The 16039-nt window shown below is 51.7% G+C and carries 16 protein-coding genes and 1 tRNA gene; 3 read left to right on the top strand and 14 right to left on the bottom strand.

Annotated features, from left to right (window positions below):
* Positions 1 to 36: 36 nt before the first annotated feature.
* Entirely contained in the window at positions 37 to 2271 is a 2235-nt protein-coding gene (locus tag ACMHYW_RS08625) for a TonB-dependent hemoglobin/transferrin/lactoferrin family receptor (RefSeq protein WP_414499587.1), read from the top strand.
* A 149-nt stretch (positions 2272 to 2420) separates the two neighbouring features.
* Positions 2421 to 2496 (top strand) — tRNA-Gly (locus tag ACMHYW_RS08620).
* A gap of 229 nt (positions 2497 to 2725) precedes the next feature.
* On the opposite strand, the gene ACMHYW_RS08615 is transcribed toward ACMHYW_RS08620, so the two are convergent.
* The 3 genes from ACMHYW_RS08615 to ACMHYW_RS08605 form a co-directional block, all read right to left on the bottom strand.
* Positions 2726 to 3433, bottom strand: coding sequence for a LuxR C-terminal-related transcriptional regulator (locus ACMHYW_RS08615; protein ID WP_414499586.1), 708 nt, complete (start codon positions 3431 to 3433; stop codon positions 2726 to 2728).
* A 384-nt stretch (positions 3434 to 3817) separates the two neighbouring features.
* A complete protein-coding gene (locus ACMHYW_RS08610; protein ID WP_414499585.1) occupies positions 3818 to 4249 on the bottom strand; it encodes a hypothetical protein in 432 nt (143 codons plus the stop codon).
* Positions 4246 to 4692, bottom strand: coding sequence for a hypothetical protein (locus ACMHYW_RS08605; RefSeq protein WP_414499584.1), 447 nt, complete (start codon positions 4690 to 4692; stop codon positions 4246 to 4248). Before ACMHYW_RS08605 ends, ACMHYW_RS08610 begins: the two co-directional genes overlap by 4 nt.
* A 698-nt stretch (positions 4693 to 5390) precedes the next feature.
* On the opposite strand from ACMHYW_RS08605, the gene ACMHYW_RS08600 reads away from it, so the two are divergent.
* Positions 5391 to 5978, top strand: a complete 588-nt coding sequence (locus ACMHYW_RS08600) for a hypothetical protein (protein ID WP_414499583.1) — start codon at positions 5391 to 5393, stop codon at positions 5976 to 5978.
* A gap of 63 nt (positions 5979 to 6041) precedes the next feature.
* Here the strand turns inward: ACMHYW_RS08600 and ACMHYW_RS08595 are convergent, their stop codons facing one another.
* The 11 genes from ACMHYW_RS08595 to ACMHYW_RS08545 all read right to left on the bottom strand — a co-directional run bounded on the left by ACMHYW_RS08595 (position 6042) and on the right by ACMHYW_RS08545 (position 15999).
* Positions 6042 to 6536, bottom strand: coding sequence for a tail fiber assembly protein (locus ACMHYW_RS08595; RefSeq protein ID WP_414499582.1), 495 nt, complete (start codon positions 6534 to 6536; stop codon positions 6042 to 6044).
* A complete protein-coding gene (locus ACMHYW_RS08590) occupies positions 6533 to 8134 on the bottom strand; it encodes a hypothetical protein (RefSeq protein WP_414499581.1) in 1602 nt (533 codons plus the stop codon). Before ACMHYW_RS08590 ends, ACMHYW_RS08595 begins: the two co-directional genes overlap by 4 nt.
* Before the next feature lie 3 nt (positions 8135 to 8137).
* The gene (locus ACMHYW_RS08585) at positions 8138 to 8743 is read right to left on the bottom strand and encodes a DUF2612 domain-containing protein (RefSeq protein ID WP_414499580.1); all 606 of its coding nucleotides are present in this window, start codon (positions 8741 to 8743) and stop codon (positions 8138 to 8140) included.
* Complete coding sequence (locus ACMHYW_RS08580) at positions 8740 to 9954, bottom strand: baseplate J/gp47 family protein (protein WP_414499579.1); 1215 nt, start codon at positions 9952 to 9954, stop codon at positions 8740 to 8742. Before ACMHYW_RS08580 ends, ACMHYW_RS08585 begins: the two co-directional genes overlap by 4 nt.
* Positions 9955 to 9963: 9 nt before the next feature.
* Positions 9964 to 10317, bottom strand: coding sequence for a hypothetical protein (locus ACMHYW_RS08575; protein WP_038279288.1), 354 nt, complete (start codon positions 10315 to 10317; stop codon positions 9964 to 9966).
* 75 nt (positions 10318 to 10392) lie between these two features.
* Positions 10393 to 10686, bottom strand: a complete 294-nt coding sequence (locus tag ACMHYW_RS08570) for a hypothetical protein (protein WP_414499578.1) — start codon at positions 10684 to 10686, stop codon at positions 10393 to 10395.
* Positions 10687 to 10696: 10 nt separating this feature from the next.
* Positions 10697 to 11449: a hypothetical protein gene (locus tag ACMHYW_RS08565; protein WP_414499577.1), complete on the bottom strand. Its 753-nt coding sequence runs from the start codon at positions 11447 to 11449 to the stop codon at positions 10697 to 10699.
* On the bottom strand, positions 11449 to 12324 hold the full coding sequence (locus ACMHYW_RS08560; protein WP_414499576.1) for a baseplate hub protein: 876 nt from the start codon (positions 12322 to 12324) through the stop codon (positions 11449 to 11451). The genes ACMHYW_RS08565 and ACMHYW_RS08560 overlap by 1 nt, the downstream gene beginning before the upstream one ends.
* A gap of 87 nt (positions 12325 to 12411) precedes the next feature.
* Positions 12412 to 12708 (bottom strand): phage baseplate plug protein, encoded by a 297-nt coding sequence (locus ACMHYW_RS08555; protein WP_414499575.1) that lies wholly within the window; start codon positions 12706 to 12708, stop codon positions 12412 to 12414.
* Complete coding sequence (locus ACMHYW_RS08550) at positions 12708 to 13511, bottom strand: phage baseplate protein (protein WP_414499574.1); 804 nt, start codon at positions 13509 to 13511, stop codon at positions 12708 to 12710. Before ACMHYW_RS08550 ends, ACMHYW_RS08555 begins: the two co-directional genes overlap by 1 nt.
* Positions 13504 to 15999, bottom strand: coding sequence for a transglycosylase SLT domain-containing protein (locus tag ACMHYW_RS08545; protein ID WP_414499573.1), 2496 nt, complete (start codon positions 15997 to 15999; stop codon positions 13504 to 13506). The genes ACMHYW_RS08550 and ACMHYW_RS08545 overlap by 8 nt, the downstream gene beginning before the upstream one ends.
* Positions 16000 to 16039: the final 40 nt, after the last annotated feature.

Below are 16039 nucleotides of genomic sequence, written 5' to 3'. Positions count from 1 at the left end.
GCCTTTCCTGTCGACATTACAAGTGAATGTAACCCCATGACGCGATCAGCCTTGACCAAGCCGACCTCAAGCTCCCGTTTGCTACCGCTGACATTTTCGTCGCTGATAGTGGCGCTTCCCCTATATGGTGCCCGCGCGGCAGAAACGGCACATCAATCGCCTACTTCGGCATCCTCGACCAGCGAAAGTGATGCGACGTTTCTGGTGACGGCCAAACGATTGCTCTCCACCTCGCCCGTTCAACAGGTATCGAAAGAGCAGAGCGCAACGGCCAGCATGAGTGCAGAACAGATGGCCGATCAGATCGCCAGCTCAATTGCGGACGTGACGCGTTATGAACCTGGCGTGCTGGTGACAAACAAAGGCCGTTTCGGTCAAGAAGGGTTTAATGTCCGGGGGCTGGATGGCAACCGGGTTGCTATCGACCTTGACGGCCTAGACATGGCCGAGCGCTATGGACCGACCTCCACGTACCTGAGCAGTGGGCGCGTCAATACCGATATCGAGTCGCTTTCCAATATCTCGATCGTGAAAGGGGGCGATGCCGTTGCCGGTTCAGGGTTCGGTGGTGTAGTGAGCATGCGTCTTAAATCACCCGAAGACGTACTGTTGCCTGAAGGGGACGACACCTACGCCAGCGTGAAAGGGGGTTACCGCAGCGGTAGTCGTACGTTTTTCGAAAGTACGACACTGGCGGGACGGCGGGGCGATCTGGAGTCCATGCTGGTATTGACGCATCGCAAGGGAGATCCTGCTGAAAGTCATGCTGGCTCTGGGCGCAGTGACAGCACCAGCGGCAGCGCTCGCTCGACACCCGATACGGGGGACATTAGTAACTACGATGTTTTATTTAAGCTCCAGAAACACACGGACAGGCAGCGTGTTGGTGTCGTAGCTCAGAAATACCGTTCTTCATCGGAACGCCATCTGTATTCATCGGAAACCAGTACCTACCGTGACTACATGACAGATGATTCGGTCACGCGCGAACGGCTGGGGCTTTATCAGGACGTGTTGCTGGATACCGCACTGTTTGACGAAGCGCACTGGCGTCTTGACTGGCAAAGAACGCGTACCGTCAACGATAGCGCAATGAATTACGGCAGTGGCGCAAATGCCTATCCACGTTTGGTCGATCGTTATTTCACGCAGCGCAGCTGGCAGCTGAAATTGGATCTGGTGCGCCATCTAGATACGGCCATACCGCAGCAGATCGCTTACGGTGTCACTCTTAAGCGAGACCAGTACGATAGCCTGAACCACGATCTCAACAAGACCACGGGTGCCGATACAGTGGGACGCTTCTCTCCACCAGGGGCGGCGACACGCGTAGGCTTTTATCTACAGGACCGTTTGTCGCTAGCAGATGACCGTGGGTCACTAACGCCCGCAATTCGCTTTGATCGTTATCGCTACGATCTTCATCGCGATGAATTGACTTCTCAGGACTATAGCGGAGCAGACGGGCGTGCCGTTACCGGTCAGCTGGGTGGAACCTGGAACCTGACCCTCAGCGTACAGTTATTCGGCAAGAGCGGAGTGGGCTTCCGAGCGCCTTCCTATGAAGAGCTGTATTACGACTACGACAGTGGTCGTGGGTACCGTATTGTGGCTAACCCCGATCTGAAACCTGAGCACAGTCGTTTCGTGGAGGCGGGGGTAAGGTTCAATGGGGCACTCGGTGAAAGCGAAGTAACCGGCTTCTACACCGATTATCGCAACTTTATCGAAACGCAGACAGCGGTAAGCCTTGATACGGCCAACTATCCCCTTGGTGAATACACCTCGCTTAACCTTGATCGTGCACTTATTCGCGGTGTTGAGTTCAAGGGACGCCTTGATCTGCACCGAGCCTTTGGCGCGAGCGAAGGGTGGTACGGTCGCATGGCCGCTGCCTATATCGAAGGCAAGAACCTTGAGCAGGGTACGAGCATTCAGTCCATTCCACCCGTACAGGCTGTGGTAGCCGCTGGTTATGACGCACCAAGTCATCGCTGGGGTGGTGAACTGGCAGCCACTTACGTCAACCATGTCAGCCAGTACGATGCGGGCAGTGCGCAGTATGCGCCATCGGCTTATCAGCTCTACGACCTGACCGGGCATGTGAAGCTCGGCGAGCACCTGACGGTGCGTGGCGGTGTCTTCAACCTGCTGGACAAGCGCTACTGGGTTTGGGATGACGTGAGGGGGTTGTCATCCAGCTATGCGGGCATAGAACGTTACTCGCAGCCAGGTAGAAATGTTGGTGTCAGTGCAGAGTACGTATTTTAATGTAGAGCACCATGATCTGAGTGACGCTCGATAGTACGCGGTAGGAGGGCTATCCCTTTGGGAAGGTGGCCCACCTACCGTTTGCGCTGGTAAGGGTTTGCTGGTAGTCTCTGCCTCGCGCTGTCATCAGTGCCTCTTCTTTTTTATAAGCGGGCATAGCTCAGTTGGTAGAGCGTCAGCTTCCCAAGCTGAATGTCGCGAGTTCGAGTCTCGTTGCCCGCTCCAATATGTATTCCCCAACGCTTTCCTAGTCTCGCCGTAATCCCCTCTGTATAAGGGGCTCTTCGGTATCTTTGCCTCCATATGCCACATATCCTATGCCCACTCATGGAAATATGCCGTGTACACCCATCTGTACACCGAGGTGCTTAGGCAGGGGCAGGTATACATGAAACGGTCTCAGCATCTCAGATAAGACGATACCCATTAACCAGTGTGTCTCGCCGTACTTTTATCAATTCAAAAGACCGAGATAGATCGCATTGATAACCGCTGCGGTCTTGTTTGGCGCACTGAGCTTGAACATTGCGCTGCGCATATGAAAGTTTATGGTGCTGCTACTCAACTTGAGTATTTGACTGATTTCCGAGGCCGTCTTTCCATCGCCGGACCATCGCAGTACTTCCTTTTCACGTTCGGAAAGCTGTATATCGGGCTGTAGCCGTATTTGATACATTTTGCATAAAACGGCAGTGGCTACCCACTGCAACTTCAAGTCAACGTGTTGAATGTCCTCTGTGGTCATTCTGAACTTGCTGTCGACGTAGAACATGCTGAACATATTGCGATTTTCGACAACGGACTGTGCCCACCCGGCAAAGTGTCCCGTGGAGTAATACTCTTCAAATAATGCAGGGGCTTTCAGAAATGCCTCGTCTTCTGTTGTACCATTCCAGAAAAAGGGGTCATTGGAGGTAGCGCAGTGTCTTACAGCAGGAGCGTCATCATAGTAGCCATTTTCTCTTTCCTGAGTCAGCCTGTCCTCATTGCTGTTCATCACGGAAAAACGGCGTTGAGATAACGGTGTTGGCAGCTTTGATCGCCACCCACAGAATTCAAAGCCAAAATTTCTCGTTGTTTTCAAAGCAGAATCTAGAACATCCTGCATATTTGTTGAATCATTAAGTCTGTTAAATAAATCTACTTGCCATGAACTGTTCATTTTATCTTGTCCATTGGATATTCGGGATAGTGATTACCATAAATAAATATGAACAGGCCTAGCTACTGGACCAAGAGTCAGTTGGCACAATATATCTTGATTTATGCTGAATGTTATTTAGAGGGGCTTATGATAACGACGATCTGGCTTTGATAACGCTATTTCCGATTTGCGTGTGCAGACCAACAGGGCCACTTATTACAGGAAGTGGAGCGATGTCGTCAGCAAAAGCGGGGTTGGTGGATGACAATAATAATGTACCTATAACTATTTTTTTCTTCATTTTATATGCCTATTTTTATTATTTTGTGTATATATTATAACATACTTTTTTGATAAATAAAAAGCCCATTTATTAATGGGCTTAAAAACAATAAGTATTAATCAAAATTCATCCATTTCTTTGTATGCTCTTAGTGCCTTACGTCCTATTTTTGAACATAATGTTTGTGAGTTTTTAGGACATTGTTTTTTTGCTAGATCATTTATTTTTAGCAAATCATCTCCTGAAACCGTACTATCTATACTTGAAAACACAAATTCTTCAAATTTCTTATTTTTCTTAATTAGTTTTTTTAAATCAGGAAGTTGTTCCCATTTTTCTGCTAATATACGTACAATACTTTCTGACAAAATTTCAGATGTATCACTTCCAATACATCCATTGTATTTTTCTTCATAATCATATACTTGTCTCCAATTTTCAAATCTAACAGCATCATTATCTGCTTTTTCATATAAAGAATGAGCGCATTCTTTAGCTTGTACAGAAATGATAGATAGAAAAATATAAAAAAAAGTTATTAAAATTTTCATTTTTTTCCTTTAAACATATTGTTTTTCACTGTCACAGTTTGAAGCGCATCTGATTGCATTAGTTTAGTTATTGCCTTCATCGCTTCTTCTGTTGTTCTAATGCACCCCTTTGTCGGATGCTGAGGCCCAGGTCTGCGATAATAATGTTCTCGACCTGCATGCACACCAACCCCTTCATGCTTTTCATTGTAAGGGGTTTTAGGTGTATAAAATCTTACGATACCACAAGTTCCATATTCTCCATCAGCAGTATCTACACCAGGAGTGTTGTGGCGATGTGGCGAATGTTGGTCTTGTACTATATAAGATTTATCTGGCAAATGACGCATATCTTTAACAATGTGATCTATATTATTTTGAGCTTCCCACGTTCCTACAATTTCTTCTTTTGAATTGTACAATGTAATTTCATGCTTCATTCCATCAAATTCTAAGCGTGACATACCTAACTCCCTCTATTTTTCTATTAAAAACTGCTTTTTAATAATACTTCTTTAATATTGAGTTGTCATCAAAGAGACACTGCACAAAAGTGCAGTTTTGATTGGAGGGATTATGATAGCAGGCTAATGTTTTTTTCTTTAGGAGTTAGGAAATGACTAAAAAATGGGTGCAAAAAATAAGGAAAGTAGGGGGGGGGGGAAGAACACTGTTTTGCTACAAAAACTGCTACAAAACCAAAAAGACAAAAGCCCCGTAAACTTTAAATTTACGGGGCTTTCTTCGTATTGGTGCCGAGCGTGGGGATTGGACTCTTTAATAAAAACAATTGGTTAAGTTTTATTTTTTGCTCTGGGGTACACATGGGTGTACAGGAGTTTGTTTGCTGAGACGGCAGACGGCATAAGAGACTGTTCGTGATATCAATGTGGCACCGTGATAGATGCAGGTCAATGCGCTGTATGAAAAACGAAAGCTATGGCTGGTATCATACATTGTCTACACTGTCACGAGAGCATGGCTGGAATCGCGGTTACGCAAAGGCGCAGATGGCGTAAGAAGAGAGAATGTTGCTGGGGTCTACAGTCAAGTGATCTACTTAGAGCATTAGAGCGGCATCAAGAAAGGATGCAATGACTCCAGAATAATCTCAATACTTTTACCTACGCTACGTGAATAAATTTAATTTTTGGAGTTTCGAATGACGAATGAGGACGTATTTCTGTTTATTATTTACAAAATAGCAAAATTTAAAAATAATAATAGGGATATGCAGTTGATAGAATCATTGGTGCCTTTTGAAGAAATAAAAAAAAGTTTTTATAAACTTCCTGTCTTGGAGCTAGAGTATATTGCGTCAAGTCTTGTAACAAAAGGATTAATAGCAGGCACAGAGAACAAAACGTCAATGAGCTTTAGCACAGAAATGTTTACCCCCGGTAATTTTGGAGACGTAAATTTTCGCTTGACTCCCGATGGATTTAATAGAGTTATGTATAGTATAAGTATAATAAAAGAAGTTTTTTGTGAAATTTATAGCCTTTGTAAAAATAATAGCTATAGACCAGTTGTTGTTGATACTGTTACTCTGCATGAATTGGAAGAAAAAGGTCTTGAGCATCTTGAAAAAATAGGGTGTGTAGATGTCATTGGTCGGATGGGAACTGTGCTTTCTGCAGCTAAGGCAGGTAGGCCTGAAGGATGCTCGAATAAGCCAGGAAGGGCTGAGATAGGAATAACAGAAGATGGACTTGTATTCGCTCATGAGCATTACCAGAACTGCAAATAAAAGCGAAACGAAGTGTGCCCGCTAGCCAAGGCGGGCACAAAAAACCCCGACAGAGCGGGGCGGTCATTCTGGCTTGGCAGGCCACTTAATGTCGGCGGCTGTCACGTCTAGCTCTCGCAGCACCTTTCGGTAAGCCACCCATGCTTTCCAGCGAACCAGATCATCGTCAGAGATGATCCCTGCGTCGCGCTCGCTAGACAAAACAGCAATGACCTTGTCGGCCTCGGATATTCGATATTGCATCTCGCGCTTTGCTATTTTCCCTGCGTCTTGCACAATATTCTCGCCGTCAAATCTCCACGCCCCGTTTACAGAAAATCCTTCTGGAAGGCTTTCTATTTCTGACACGGAGTGCCCGATGGGGGCTAGCCCGCTGACGTCTTTTGTTGCCGCCACGATAGTTCCGTCGCTCTCGTATTCAATCTTCCAAGTGTTTAAGCCAAACTGCCGTTGCGACTCATACCAGTCTTGTCCATCAGCAGAAACGAGAAAAAGCGCCATCCCTGCCATTGGGTTGTTAATTGGTGTGTATTTAGAAAAGTTTTTCAAAGTAATCATACTTGTTCTACCGTGTACCATGTCCCGTTAATAAGATATTGAATTGGTCGAAGAGTAATGCTATCCATGCTTCCATCAACCGCCCCGGTTATTCGTAGAGAAGAGATTACATGGCCCGATTGCGAATAAACCGTGTTTGATTGCATGTCATATGAGATCGGCTGGCCGAGTCTAACTTTTCTGACGGTCATATTGCGCAATTCAACGCCTTGAGCAGTTGTCATGACCTCTTTAGCGTTGCCGACCAGACCATCCACTCCGGCCGAGCTTTTCCACATATATGCACCGTCAGAAAGTTCGGTCTTTTTAACAACCACGTCGATATTTGAAGATGAATCTTTCACATATAGAGTGCCGTCGCTTAGTTTTCCTAAAACGGCAATCCCATCTCTATATACTAAGTTTGCGCGCAGCCAGTCTAGATCATCGGTATCAGCTAGCTGTGTGATAACATCATCAAGAGCCCTTACGTACGGTCGCCCATTTAAAAGCCCCAAAGTCTTTACAAAGTCTCGATTAACGTAGCTGTTCTGCACTTCTGTTTTATAATCTTGAAGCTCTTTATTAACTTTATCGGCTTCACCGATAGCGTCAAAGTCTCCTGAAGATTTATACGCTGCAGAACCCAAAGAGCCTTTTAGGTCATCTGCTTGCTGTCGCGCAAACTCTCGTGTCGCTAAGCGAATTAGACCGCCGGTGGCAGCTAGCATGAAATAAGGGTCAGTGCCGTCACCTCCCACGCATCCAGCGTAAGAAATGTAGTCTTTCAGTACGCACAATTTTTTAACAGCATCTGCGTTACCAGCAGCATCAAAGTCACTTGCCGAATGTGCCGCTGCACTGCCGAGGGCATTGATGATCTGCTGCACTGTCGGGGCATCTAGCGCGCTGACGTTCTTATTAGGCTCGGCGAACACTTGCGATGCGTTGACTGTGGCGATTGTCAGATTGTTGCCATCGCAGCCGACCTCATACTTTGCGCCGTTCTTGATGCTGATCGACTCGCCGTTACCCGTGGTGCAGATGATTGACTGATTGCCAGTGCAGTCATTGATGATCGAGTAGCGCTTGGTCCACGCGGGGAATGTGACGGTAACGTTGCCCGTGGGCGCACCCGTGAAGCGCAGGTTGGCTTTGGCTGCCTGCAATGGGGTGAGGGTGGTGTTGCCCGTCAGCGTGACGGTGGCGGTGCCGTTATGGTCCGCCAGCGGCAGCCAACCCGTGGAGAGGCCGCTTTCCGGATCAGTGCTGTTCGACTCAACCACATTGAGCCAGTGGCCCATGTTGTCAGAGGCCTGAACCGTGGCGCCCATCGGGTAACCGCCGATCTTCGATGCAAAGTCAGCATTGAATTTGTAGTGGCCGCCAGCACCGTAGAAGCGGGCCGCGTTGCTGAGCGCATACAGGATGCCGTTAAAGTCCGCGCCGAACGGAGGTACACCGCCAGCCGTGATCGGCTTCATGGTTTCGTCAGGAAAGCCTGTGGCGAGCGATGCGCGGCCTGTGCCGAGGCCATCACCTGTGGCAGGGATATCGTTGCGGGTGCCATTTTGTGCGAAAGGCGTAGTGATCAGCGCAGGAGCGTCAGTGATCTTCATGAGTTACTCCAGAGACATGCTGACGCCTGCCGGTCGCGGCATGACGTCGGTATTTGAAAGGATGGCCAAGTCGATCGCGGTAAGCTGAAAATCGAAGTGCAGGCCGATCGAGCGGTCGAAGTAGTCGACGACGTAGGCGCGACCACGATCCTTGAACAGGTATGAGAGAAGGCGGTTGATGCTGGGAATTGAGCAGTCGGTGATGTTGCTCATGGCTTTGCTGAGGATCAGCAGCCGGTACGCATCATCATTGAGCTTGTAGACGCCGTTATCGGTGGTTGATGGGCGCATGGGGGCAACGTTGAAGGGCTGCGGCCCGATCTTCTGCGTTGACTCGGCATACTGCTCTTTGAAGCCTAGGTATGCGACGTTGCCGGACACCTGCAGTTGGCGCGATACGCCGATGATCTTGCCCCACACGTCCAGCCCGTAACCGACAGCGGTGTCGATGTTCCAGATCATGCTGTAAAACTGCTCGGCTGCGCGCTGCGTGGCTAGCACCGTTGCGCCGTGAAAACGCTCAATCAGTTCGCAGATCGTCGGGCTATTGGCGTACTGCGTCATCAGCGTTTTGCGCCAGTCGAAATCGGCTACGAGAGGCTCTGTCATACGGCCTCCACGGTGATATTCGCGGTTTCGATGGTGGGGCGCTGGTCCGCGCCGGCAGTGATCGACGTCTTGTCAGCGCTATGATCAAAGCCGAGGGTTATCGACTGCACTTCAATGCTCGTGTCGATGTCACTCACTGGGCCGTAGAACTTGCCGGGCAGGATGCGGCTGCCGATACGGGCGCGCGAGGTGCCGTCGGTGCCGTAGAACGCGTCGACGATCTTCTCGCGTATGAGCTCTTCGAAGTTGCCCGGGATGCGGTTGTTCTTTGCGATCGTGACTTTGAAGTAGACCGGCGCGGCCTTGGCCGTCACCCAGCGCATCGTGTATTTCGGGCGTGGGTCGAGGTACTGGTCATCTTCGACTGTGTACTCGGTGTCGCCAACCATGGGCGTTCCGGTGTTGCGGGACTTGAAGATCGCCGCTGCAATATCAGCCGCGTTACCACCGGCCACGCAGATGTACTGGCTGCCGGACGGGACGGGGTACTTCGTTTCGCCGTGCTCAGCGGTCTTGTTGTCGGTGTTGTCCCACACGTATGCATCAACGACGCCAGTAGTGGAGAGCAGCTGGGCACGTATCGCATGGGTAGTCGAGCGACTATTGATCGCGACGCTCTCTTTGCGGCGCAGCTCGAAAGCCGATCGGGATTCGGTGTAAGCGCCTTCGGTGCCGGCAGCGGCATTCGTCAGCGATTCCCAGCCATCGACGTTGCGGTAGATACGCGACAGGTTACCGGCTGGGCATGCGACGGGGCCGATCGTTTGGCATTGGAACTGGATGTCTACCTGGCCGCTGCGTGGAATGGTGCCCGCATGGGTACTCACGTAGATATAGCCGTTGGTGTCTTGCGCGAGGCTGCCTGCCGGAATCACGGTATTGACGCGTCCGCGGCAGGTAGCAGTGACCACAGTGCCTGATCCCGGATTGCGGTCGAGGTAGTAGATGCGGCCGATCGCGTCCTGCATTCGACCTGATGCAACGTCTGGGTCAAGGTTGTTGGCCATCCACGCGGCATTGTTGTTCACGTGACCGATGATGGCGGCCAAGCTCTGTGCTAGCTGTCCCTGCGGCGTGGTGATATCGGGGTCCATGCCGCCGCCAAAAGCGGCGTCGATATCGGCCAACAGGCCCGACAGAATGTCCGTTTCGTTGGGTACTGATACTCCGGCAGTCGAGAAAGTGACCGCCGGTACGTTGGTTGTTGCCATGGTTAGTCCTTAGACGGTCGTGGTGACTGTTTGGCCCGTGGTCAGCGTGCACTCGGTGAAGCCGCCGACTCTGCCGTCAGCAAAAGAGGTGATGACCGCTGTAGCCGTGTCGACCAGCGGCACGCGCTTGGCCTCTTCTTCGAGCCAGTGCTGGAACAATGCTTTTGGCGGCAGTTCGCCCAGCACCATCTCGCGGTAGGGAATGCCTCGCTCGGTGTCGTACCAGCAGTCATTCTTGAGGGTGCGCTGGGCGCAGGCCACGTCTTGTGCGGTGGCATAGGGCGCGTCTGCCACGGCGATATTGCCCGAGGCGTCAAGTACTAGGTCCCATGCTTTCTGGTCGAGTAGCAGCGTCTTCGCCATGTCTCACTCCGATACAAAAACGCCCGCACAGGGCGAGCTACAGGCGTAAAAAAACCGACTCAAGGTCGGCGGTGGTCATGCGTGCATAGGCGGGGAGTCTGCGGGGATGTCGACCTCGCTACTCGGTATCGCTTGCTTCTGATACTCAGGCGGAAGGGCATCGCGGAAGCGCTCCTTCGGCGGCCAGAAGATGTTGTCGCGCCACGGCCCTTGCGTGTACAGATACCATGACACTTGGCGGCCGTAGACACCACCGAGCAGGGGAATCTCATCGCGATAGGCGTTCATGATGAGGCGGCCGCCCATATAGACTTCACGCATCTGTGTATCGGGGTTATCGAACGCCACACACTTGTTGTTCACTGCCATGATGCTGTCCCTATGCCGATGGCAGGCCCGTCAAGCCTTTGCCCGGCTGCACGTCCTGATGTTTGTGAGTATCGAAGTCGATGCCGTTGATGATGACTTTGCCGGTATAGGCCGACTGCGGGCTGACAATATTGAACGCCTGCTGAGCGTTAAAGGTTATGGTCTTGGCAGTGGAGGTTATCGTCTGAGTCTGCGTCGTGACCGATTTGGCTGCATTGATCACCATTTCGTTGCCGTTAAAGGTCAGAGTGGGGGCGTTGATGGTCACGGCAGTAGGCGAGGTGATGTCGATACCTTTCGACGTGAACTTGATGTACTGCTGGGGCTCGCCATTGAGCAGACCGCCGATGTACAGTGCTTGGTCAAGCGAGTAGCGGCGATCCGATCCCGGGGGTGCTTCGGCCTTGGTGCTCTTCACGTTGCTGATGTCGCGGTCGGCAATCACCGCGATGCCGATATCGCCCACATGCGGGTCGATAACGATCGCGTTGCTGCCGCCCTGTAGACGAAAAAAAGGCACGTTATAGAGCGTGCCATTGCTGTACAGCTTGCCGTGCGCGTCTTTCTCCATGACCAGTGGCTGCACATCAACCGCACCCATGTTTGGGCGACCGCTACCGTTCTCGTCTTTTACTGCGACGACCTGAACCAGCGTGACCGTGCGGTTCTTGCCGATGATGCGCTGCAGCACGAAGTCGAAATTGACGCGGCTATCTCCCTCTGCGGCGAAAGGGAGGCTGTAAGGAATTCCTCCTCCGGACATCAGAATGATCCCCCCTTGGCGAATATCTTCGAGTCATTCATAAATAGAGTTGTGATCCATGGGCCGTCTGGCGTCTCAGATGAAAGCTGGTGCTGCATGAGGTGAACATTGAATAGGCCGGATGCTTGCGGGACCGACGTATCTACCTGCACCTGCCCGCCAACATGGATGCGCGGGTCGAACAGGTGGCGCACAACAATGCCGCCAGAGCTAAAGGCGGGGTAGCCGATCATCCCTGTTTCTGGAGAGATGCTGATGATCTCGTCAGTTGGACTGACTCCGTTTGGCCAGATCGTGACGCAGTCGTTGTCAAGCGAGCATGCGATGTTTGCTGCCTTGGCTAGGTATCGAAGCTGTTCAATCGGCGAGCCGTCAGCATAAACATCAGAGATTACCGTGGTGACGCCGCGGTTAACGAACGTCCAACCGATCTGATTTGCGATGCTCTCAATGACTTTTGCCACCTCAACATCGCCCGGGAGCATTGTTGGCGGAACGTATGAGATTTGCTCAAAGAACCCTGCGTTAGCATCAACGACGAGGTGAACATCCGGCTGCGCAGAGTAGTCTGCGTAAGCACTGAATATGGTGCCTGAGAAAACCTGTTGCATTCCGTTGCTGTCTCCTGCGAGCACGGACACTTTATTCTTGGACATCAGGCTTTGTGTCATGCCCAGAGTCGACAGCTTGTTCATGATCAACGGGGGAATGCCATAGATTCTTAGCGCTAGCTTCGATCCGACTCCGAGGCATACGTTACTGATCTCTGCCGAGCACCGATAGCCCTTAAGCAGGACGTCGGGGCCAAGGTCGGTACCAAATTCTCCTTGCCCAAGGTTGAACTTCACGCTTATACGCTTCTTGCTCAGCTCCATGATTCACCTGCAAAAGCCCGCCACCGTAGTGATGGTGTCGAGCATGTCTATGGATAGGGATTGTTGAGCGGGGCGCCGCGCGGAGCGCTATTCGTACAGATATAGCAACTGCCAGCGATCGCCGAACCCTGTGTACTGCGGATCATCTGTACCGTGCGTGTCGACGAAAAGTAACTCGCCCTTGAACGGCAGGTAGTCATGTCGCGTCAGCCCCGTGCGATCCCGTGCCAATGCCCCCGTCACAATGGGGGAGTTGTTCACGTACAGATCGACGTAGACGTTCCCGCTGCGCTGGCCCACTTTCAATGTGCATGCTTGCTCATTTAGCGAAAGATCAAGCTGTTGTGATGGGGTCTGCTGCAAAGTGATTGTTTGGATATTCATCAGCCGATCCCGTATTTTCCAAAGTAACGGCCAGCATCTCCTATTCCCTCGCCAGCCTTGCTAAGCGCGTCGCTGGCAGATGATGCGGCATCGCTGGCGGTATCGCCGACATCCTTCATTAGGTTGTTGATTTTTTTGAGCCCGTCCGTAACCCCCCAGTCGTCCATCGTTGTCTCGAACTTGCTCTTCGTTTCGCCCTTGCCCGACTCTTGAATGGGGTTGCTACTGTCGCGCTTGGCCTTGGCATACGTTGATGACGCGCCATCGCGCACTTCTTTGAAGGGAAGAGTGACCGTCAACAGCGTTGCACCGTTGCGCGATGTTTTGCTGTACCCCATGCCAGTACACACCACTGATCGATACACCTGATCAGGAGTGACCAGTGTCACAATATCGGTGCCGTTTTTTAACTCTCGACAGCGTGCCAAAAAGCGATCACGGGACATTGGGCCCTGTCCGCCGCACAGTAGAGTGATCGTCAGCTCTTCTGGGTTAACGACCTTGTTGTATGACTGGAAGCCGCCATCTTCTACGGGATAGTTTGAAATGTTGGCATCGCCTTTCATCTCGAATTCACCCGGTCCGTCAGGCTGAATCAGCTTGTTGCCATTACGGTCGAGCAGGGCGTACGTCGGTGCCAGCATGCTATTGAGATACTGTCCGAGGAACGTTCCGGCCAGCCCGCCAGTCAGCCCCATCGCGCGGCCAGTAGTGCCTGACTTCTGTGCGATTCCATAGGCAGAGCGTGCCAAGCTCGGAACGCCTTCTGCTATGGGGACGCTGGGGAAATTGATCTTAGGCATAGTTCGCTCCGTTGATCAGCGGGTGGCGCTGCAATGCCGATCCGATACCACCGGCAATCTCTTTCGAGTTGCCGCCCGGCACATGAACATTGACGTTGTCGATGTGTGTGGCTGTGGTGCTGGTGATGGTGCGGTTATCGTTACTCATTGCTTGCTGAACGCCTGGGGACATGGCGGGGGAGGTCTGTGCCTGCAGCTGCGGCGAAACGACAGACTGGGGATGCTGTCCTTTGCCCATCATAGATTGCGCGTCACGCACGCCTTCCATGACTTTTTGCATTCCTGCTACAGCTTGCTGCTCTTCACGGGATGGCTGCTTGGCTAATCTTTCGGCGGGGTAGCCACCAAAGTTCTTTTGGGACGGATCGAAGTCCATGTACCCGCGAGTTTCGCCCGGCATGTGCTTGCGCCACTCAGCACCCCACTTTGCAATTGCGCTATCGGTCGCCCCGTCGCCAGCGTTATACGCTGACATGATCTTTTGGGAGTCACCGTTATATTTGCGGTGATAGGCAGCTATAAGATCGCGAGCAACGCGCGCGTACTCATCAGGAGAGTCGTCCCTTGCCGGTTTTACTCTGTACCGCTTCCAGAGTGTCGGATCATGCGCAGTTGAAGGGAGTATTTGGTACTCGCCCGTAGCTCCTGATGTTTTGTTGACCTTGATATTCCCGTTCTGGTCATATCTTCGGCCACGAGACTCTTTGAAAAGAATGCGCTGTGCAACATCATCGACTGACTGCGCGCCTTCGTATCTGACGGGCCCCATATCCTTAAGCAAGTTGGGGTTTTCAGGAGTTTCGGAGGCTCTTTGCGTAGAGAAGCTACCAATGGGGACGTGGTTAGATAGGCGTCCTGTTTTTATCTGACTGCCTTCGGGGAGCGAGGGGTAGACGGCCTTATAGCCATTCTTTTCGATGAGCTCTGTCTGCTTCTTCTCCCAGTCCAACCGCTTCTGATGCTCAGCCCAGATGGCTTCGTCATACGCGCGCAACTCAGGATTGCCTTTCCATGGAGAGGGTTCGCCTCCGGCATCTCTTTCTTGAATTCGTGACTCAAGGCTATTCCTTTTGAAGTAATTGAGGTCTTTCCAGCGGTCGTCTGTAGGGCCGCCTTCTAGCTCTGATGGATCGTATAGGACGCCGTCTGGTGCTTGCTTTTTGCCTGAATATAGCTCGTTCATCCATTTCACGGTTTCTGCTGCAGCGTCGTCATCCTTGCCAGTAAGAACCTTGATAATCTGCACGCCCAGATAGTCACCAGCTTGATCTACAGGGGACGCCCCACTCGCATGTTTATTTTTAAAGTTACTGAAGTCTTCAAGGCTATCTGAAATCTCTTTGCCAAATTTAGCGAACTCATTCGTAATACCGGCTAATGCTTGAGTGAGTGCGGGGGCGTTTTCACCTATGAATTTATTCCATGCGCCCTCAAGACCTTGTAGCGCCTCAATCGACTGGCGCTGAAACTCTTGGGCATTCTTGACGCCTTCGTCGGTCAAGCCGGAGCGCTCTCGGGCGGCTGCTAACTCTCCGTGAAGGTTTGCGCCGCCCTTGTGTGCCATGTTTGCAAACGAAGGAGAGAGGCCGACAAGCTGCTGGGAAACATACGATTGATCGTCGGGAGAAAGGTTTTTTAGCCCATCGAAAATATCAGCAATGATACCTTCCATATCGCGCATGCCGCCGTTGCCGTTATCCAGCTGGATGTTGAGCATGCGGGCCCACTGAGGGACTTCTGCGCCTTTGTAGATGTTGTCATACACCGATTGGCGGATGCCGCCGATCGTCTGCCGCGCTTCATCAGCGCTGCCGCCGTAGAGCTCTGATACCGACTCCCACGCTTTGAGATCACGCGGGCTCATTCCCAAATTGACGGATTGGCGTCCAACCTCGGCCTGAGAGTTGACGCTATCTACAACTTGTCCGCTGAGAAAACTACCGCCTTTGGACAGCGCCAGAACGCCTAGCATCTCATTGGCCACACCGCGAAGAGAGCGGGCCATCTGATCACCTGAGCGACCAAACTCTTTACCTAGCTTGCTGCCAGCTTCGCCAAGTCGGCGTGTTTTTTCTGCTGCGCTATCAATCGAGCCGCCGGCATCGTTGATGCTTCCTGCCGCGCCATTGGCAGCGTCACCCATTTCCCCCATGGCGCCAGCTGCTTCACGCGCATCCTTGGAAGCTTGTTCGGCTAGGCCATTGAAGTCCTCAAGACTAAGCGTCATCTGCTCAACCCCGGTGACTTGTTCGGTCATGCGAACGATTGCGCCATATATCTCGTGGAGCAGTACAGGCAGTCCGGCCATTGAGTTTTGCATGGCTCGGCCAGATGCCGACATGCTATTGCCCATGCTGTCGAATGACTGCTGTGCGCGATGGGCATCTTGGGACATGCGGCCAAGGTCGTCGGAAGCCTTCTTCTGACCTTGGTCAAAGCCAGACGAATCAAGCCCAAGCGTCACGACAAGGGCGTCAACGATGTTCATGAGTTACTCCTTGCATGGTGCTTGTCTGCAACGTACCGGT

It is taken from the genome of Zymobacter sp. IVIA_12111.31 C1, assembly GCF_047495495.1.
In the GTDB taxonomy this organism is placed as follows: Bacteria; Pseudomonadota; Gammaproteobacteria; order Pseudomonadales; family Halomonadaceae; genus Zymobacter.
Note: the sequence above shows the minus strand (reverse complement) of the source record. Positions and strands in the feature narration are given on the sequence as shown.

Coding starts and splice junctions, on each gene's coding strand:
- ACMHYW_RS08575 (WP_038279288.1), bottom strand. CDS start 10,317: ATGGCGAAGACGCTGCTACTCGACCAGAAAGCATGGGACCTAGTACTT.
- ACMHYW_RS08555 (WP_414499575.1), bottom strand. CDS start 12,708: ATGAATATCCAAACAATCACTTTGCAGCAGACCCCATCACAACAGCTT.
- ACMHYW_RS08615 (WP_414499586.1), bottom strand. CDS start 3,433: ATGAACAGTTCATGGCAAGTAGATTTATTTAACAGACTTAATGATTCA.
- ACMHYW_RS08600 (WP_414499583.1), top strand. CDS start 5,391: ATGACGAATGAGGACGTATTTCTGTTTATTATTTACAAAATAGCAAAA.
- ACMHYW_RS08570 (WP_414499578.1), bottom strand. CDS start 10,686: ATGGCAGTGAACAACAAGTGTGTGGCGTTCGATAACCCCGATACACAG.
- ACMHYW_RS08590 (WP_414499581.1), bottom strand. CDS start 8,134: ATGAAGATCACTGACGCTCCTGCGCTGATCACTACGCCTTTCGCACAA.
- ACMHYW_RS08580 (WP_414499579.1), bottom strand. CDS start 9,954: ATGGCAACAACCAACGTACCGGCGGTCACTTTCTCGACTGCCGGAGTA.
- ACMHYW_RS08605 (WP_414499584.1), bottom strand. CDS start 4,692: ATGTCACGCTTAGAATTTGATGGAATGAAGCATGAAATTACATTGTAC.
- ACMHYW_RS08560 (WP_414499576.1), bottom strand. CDS start 12,324: ATGGAGCTGAGCAAGAAGCGTATAAGCGTGAAGTTCAACCTTGGGCAA.
- ACMHYW_RS08585 (WP_414499580.1), bottom strand. CDS start 8,743: ATGACAGAGCCTCTCGTAGCCGATTTCGACTGGCGCAAAACGCTGATG.
- ACMHYW_RS08545 (WP_414499573.1), bottom strand. CDS start 15,999: ATGAACATCGTTGACGCCCTTGTCGTGACGCTTGGGCTTGATTCGTCT.
- ACMHYW_RS08565 (WP_414499577.1), bottom strand. CDS start 11,449: ATGTCCGGAGGAGGAATTCCTTACAGCCTCCCTTTCGCCGCAGAGGGA.
- ACMHYW_RS08610 (WP_414499585.1), bottom strand. CDS start 4,249: ATGAAAATTTTAATAACTTTTTTTTATATTTTTCTATCTATCATTTCT.
- ACMHYW_RS08550 (WP_414499574.1), bottom strand. CDS start 13,511: ATGCCTAAGATCAATTTCCCCAGCGTCCCCATAGCAGAAGGCGTTCCG.
- ACMHYW_RS08625 (WP_414499587.1), top strand. CDS start 37: ATGACGCGATCAGCCTTGACCAAGCCGACCTCAAGCTCCCGTTTGCTA.
- ACMHYW_RS08595 (WP_414499582.1), bottom strand. CDS start 6,536: ATGATTACTTTGAAAAACTTTTCTAAATACACACCAATTAACAACCCA.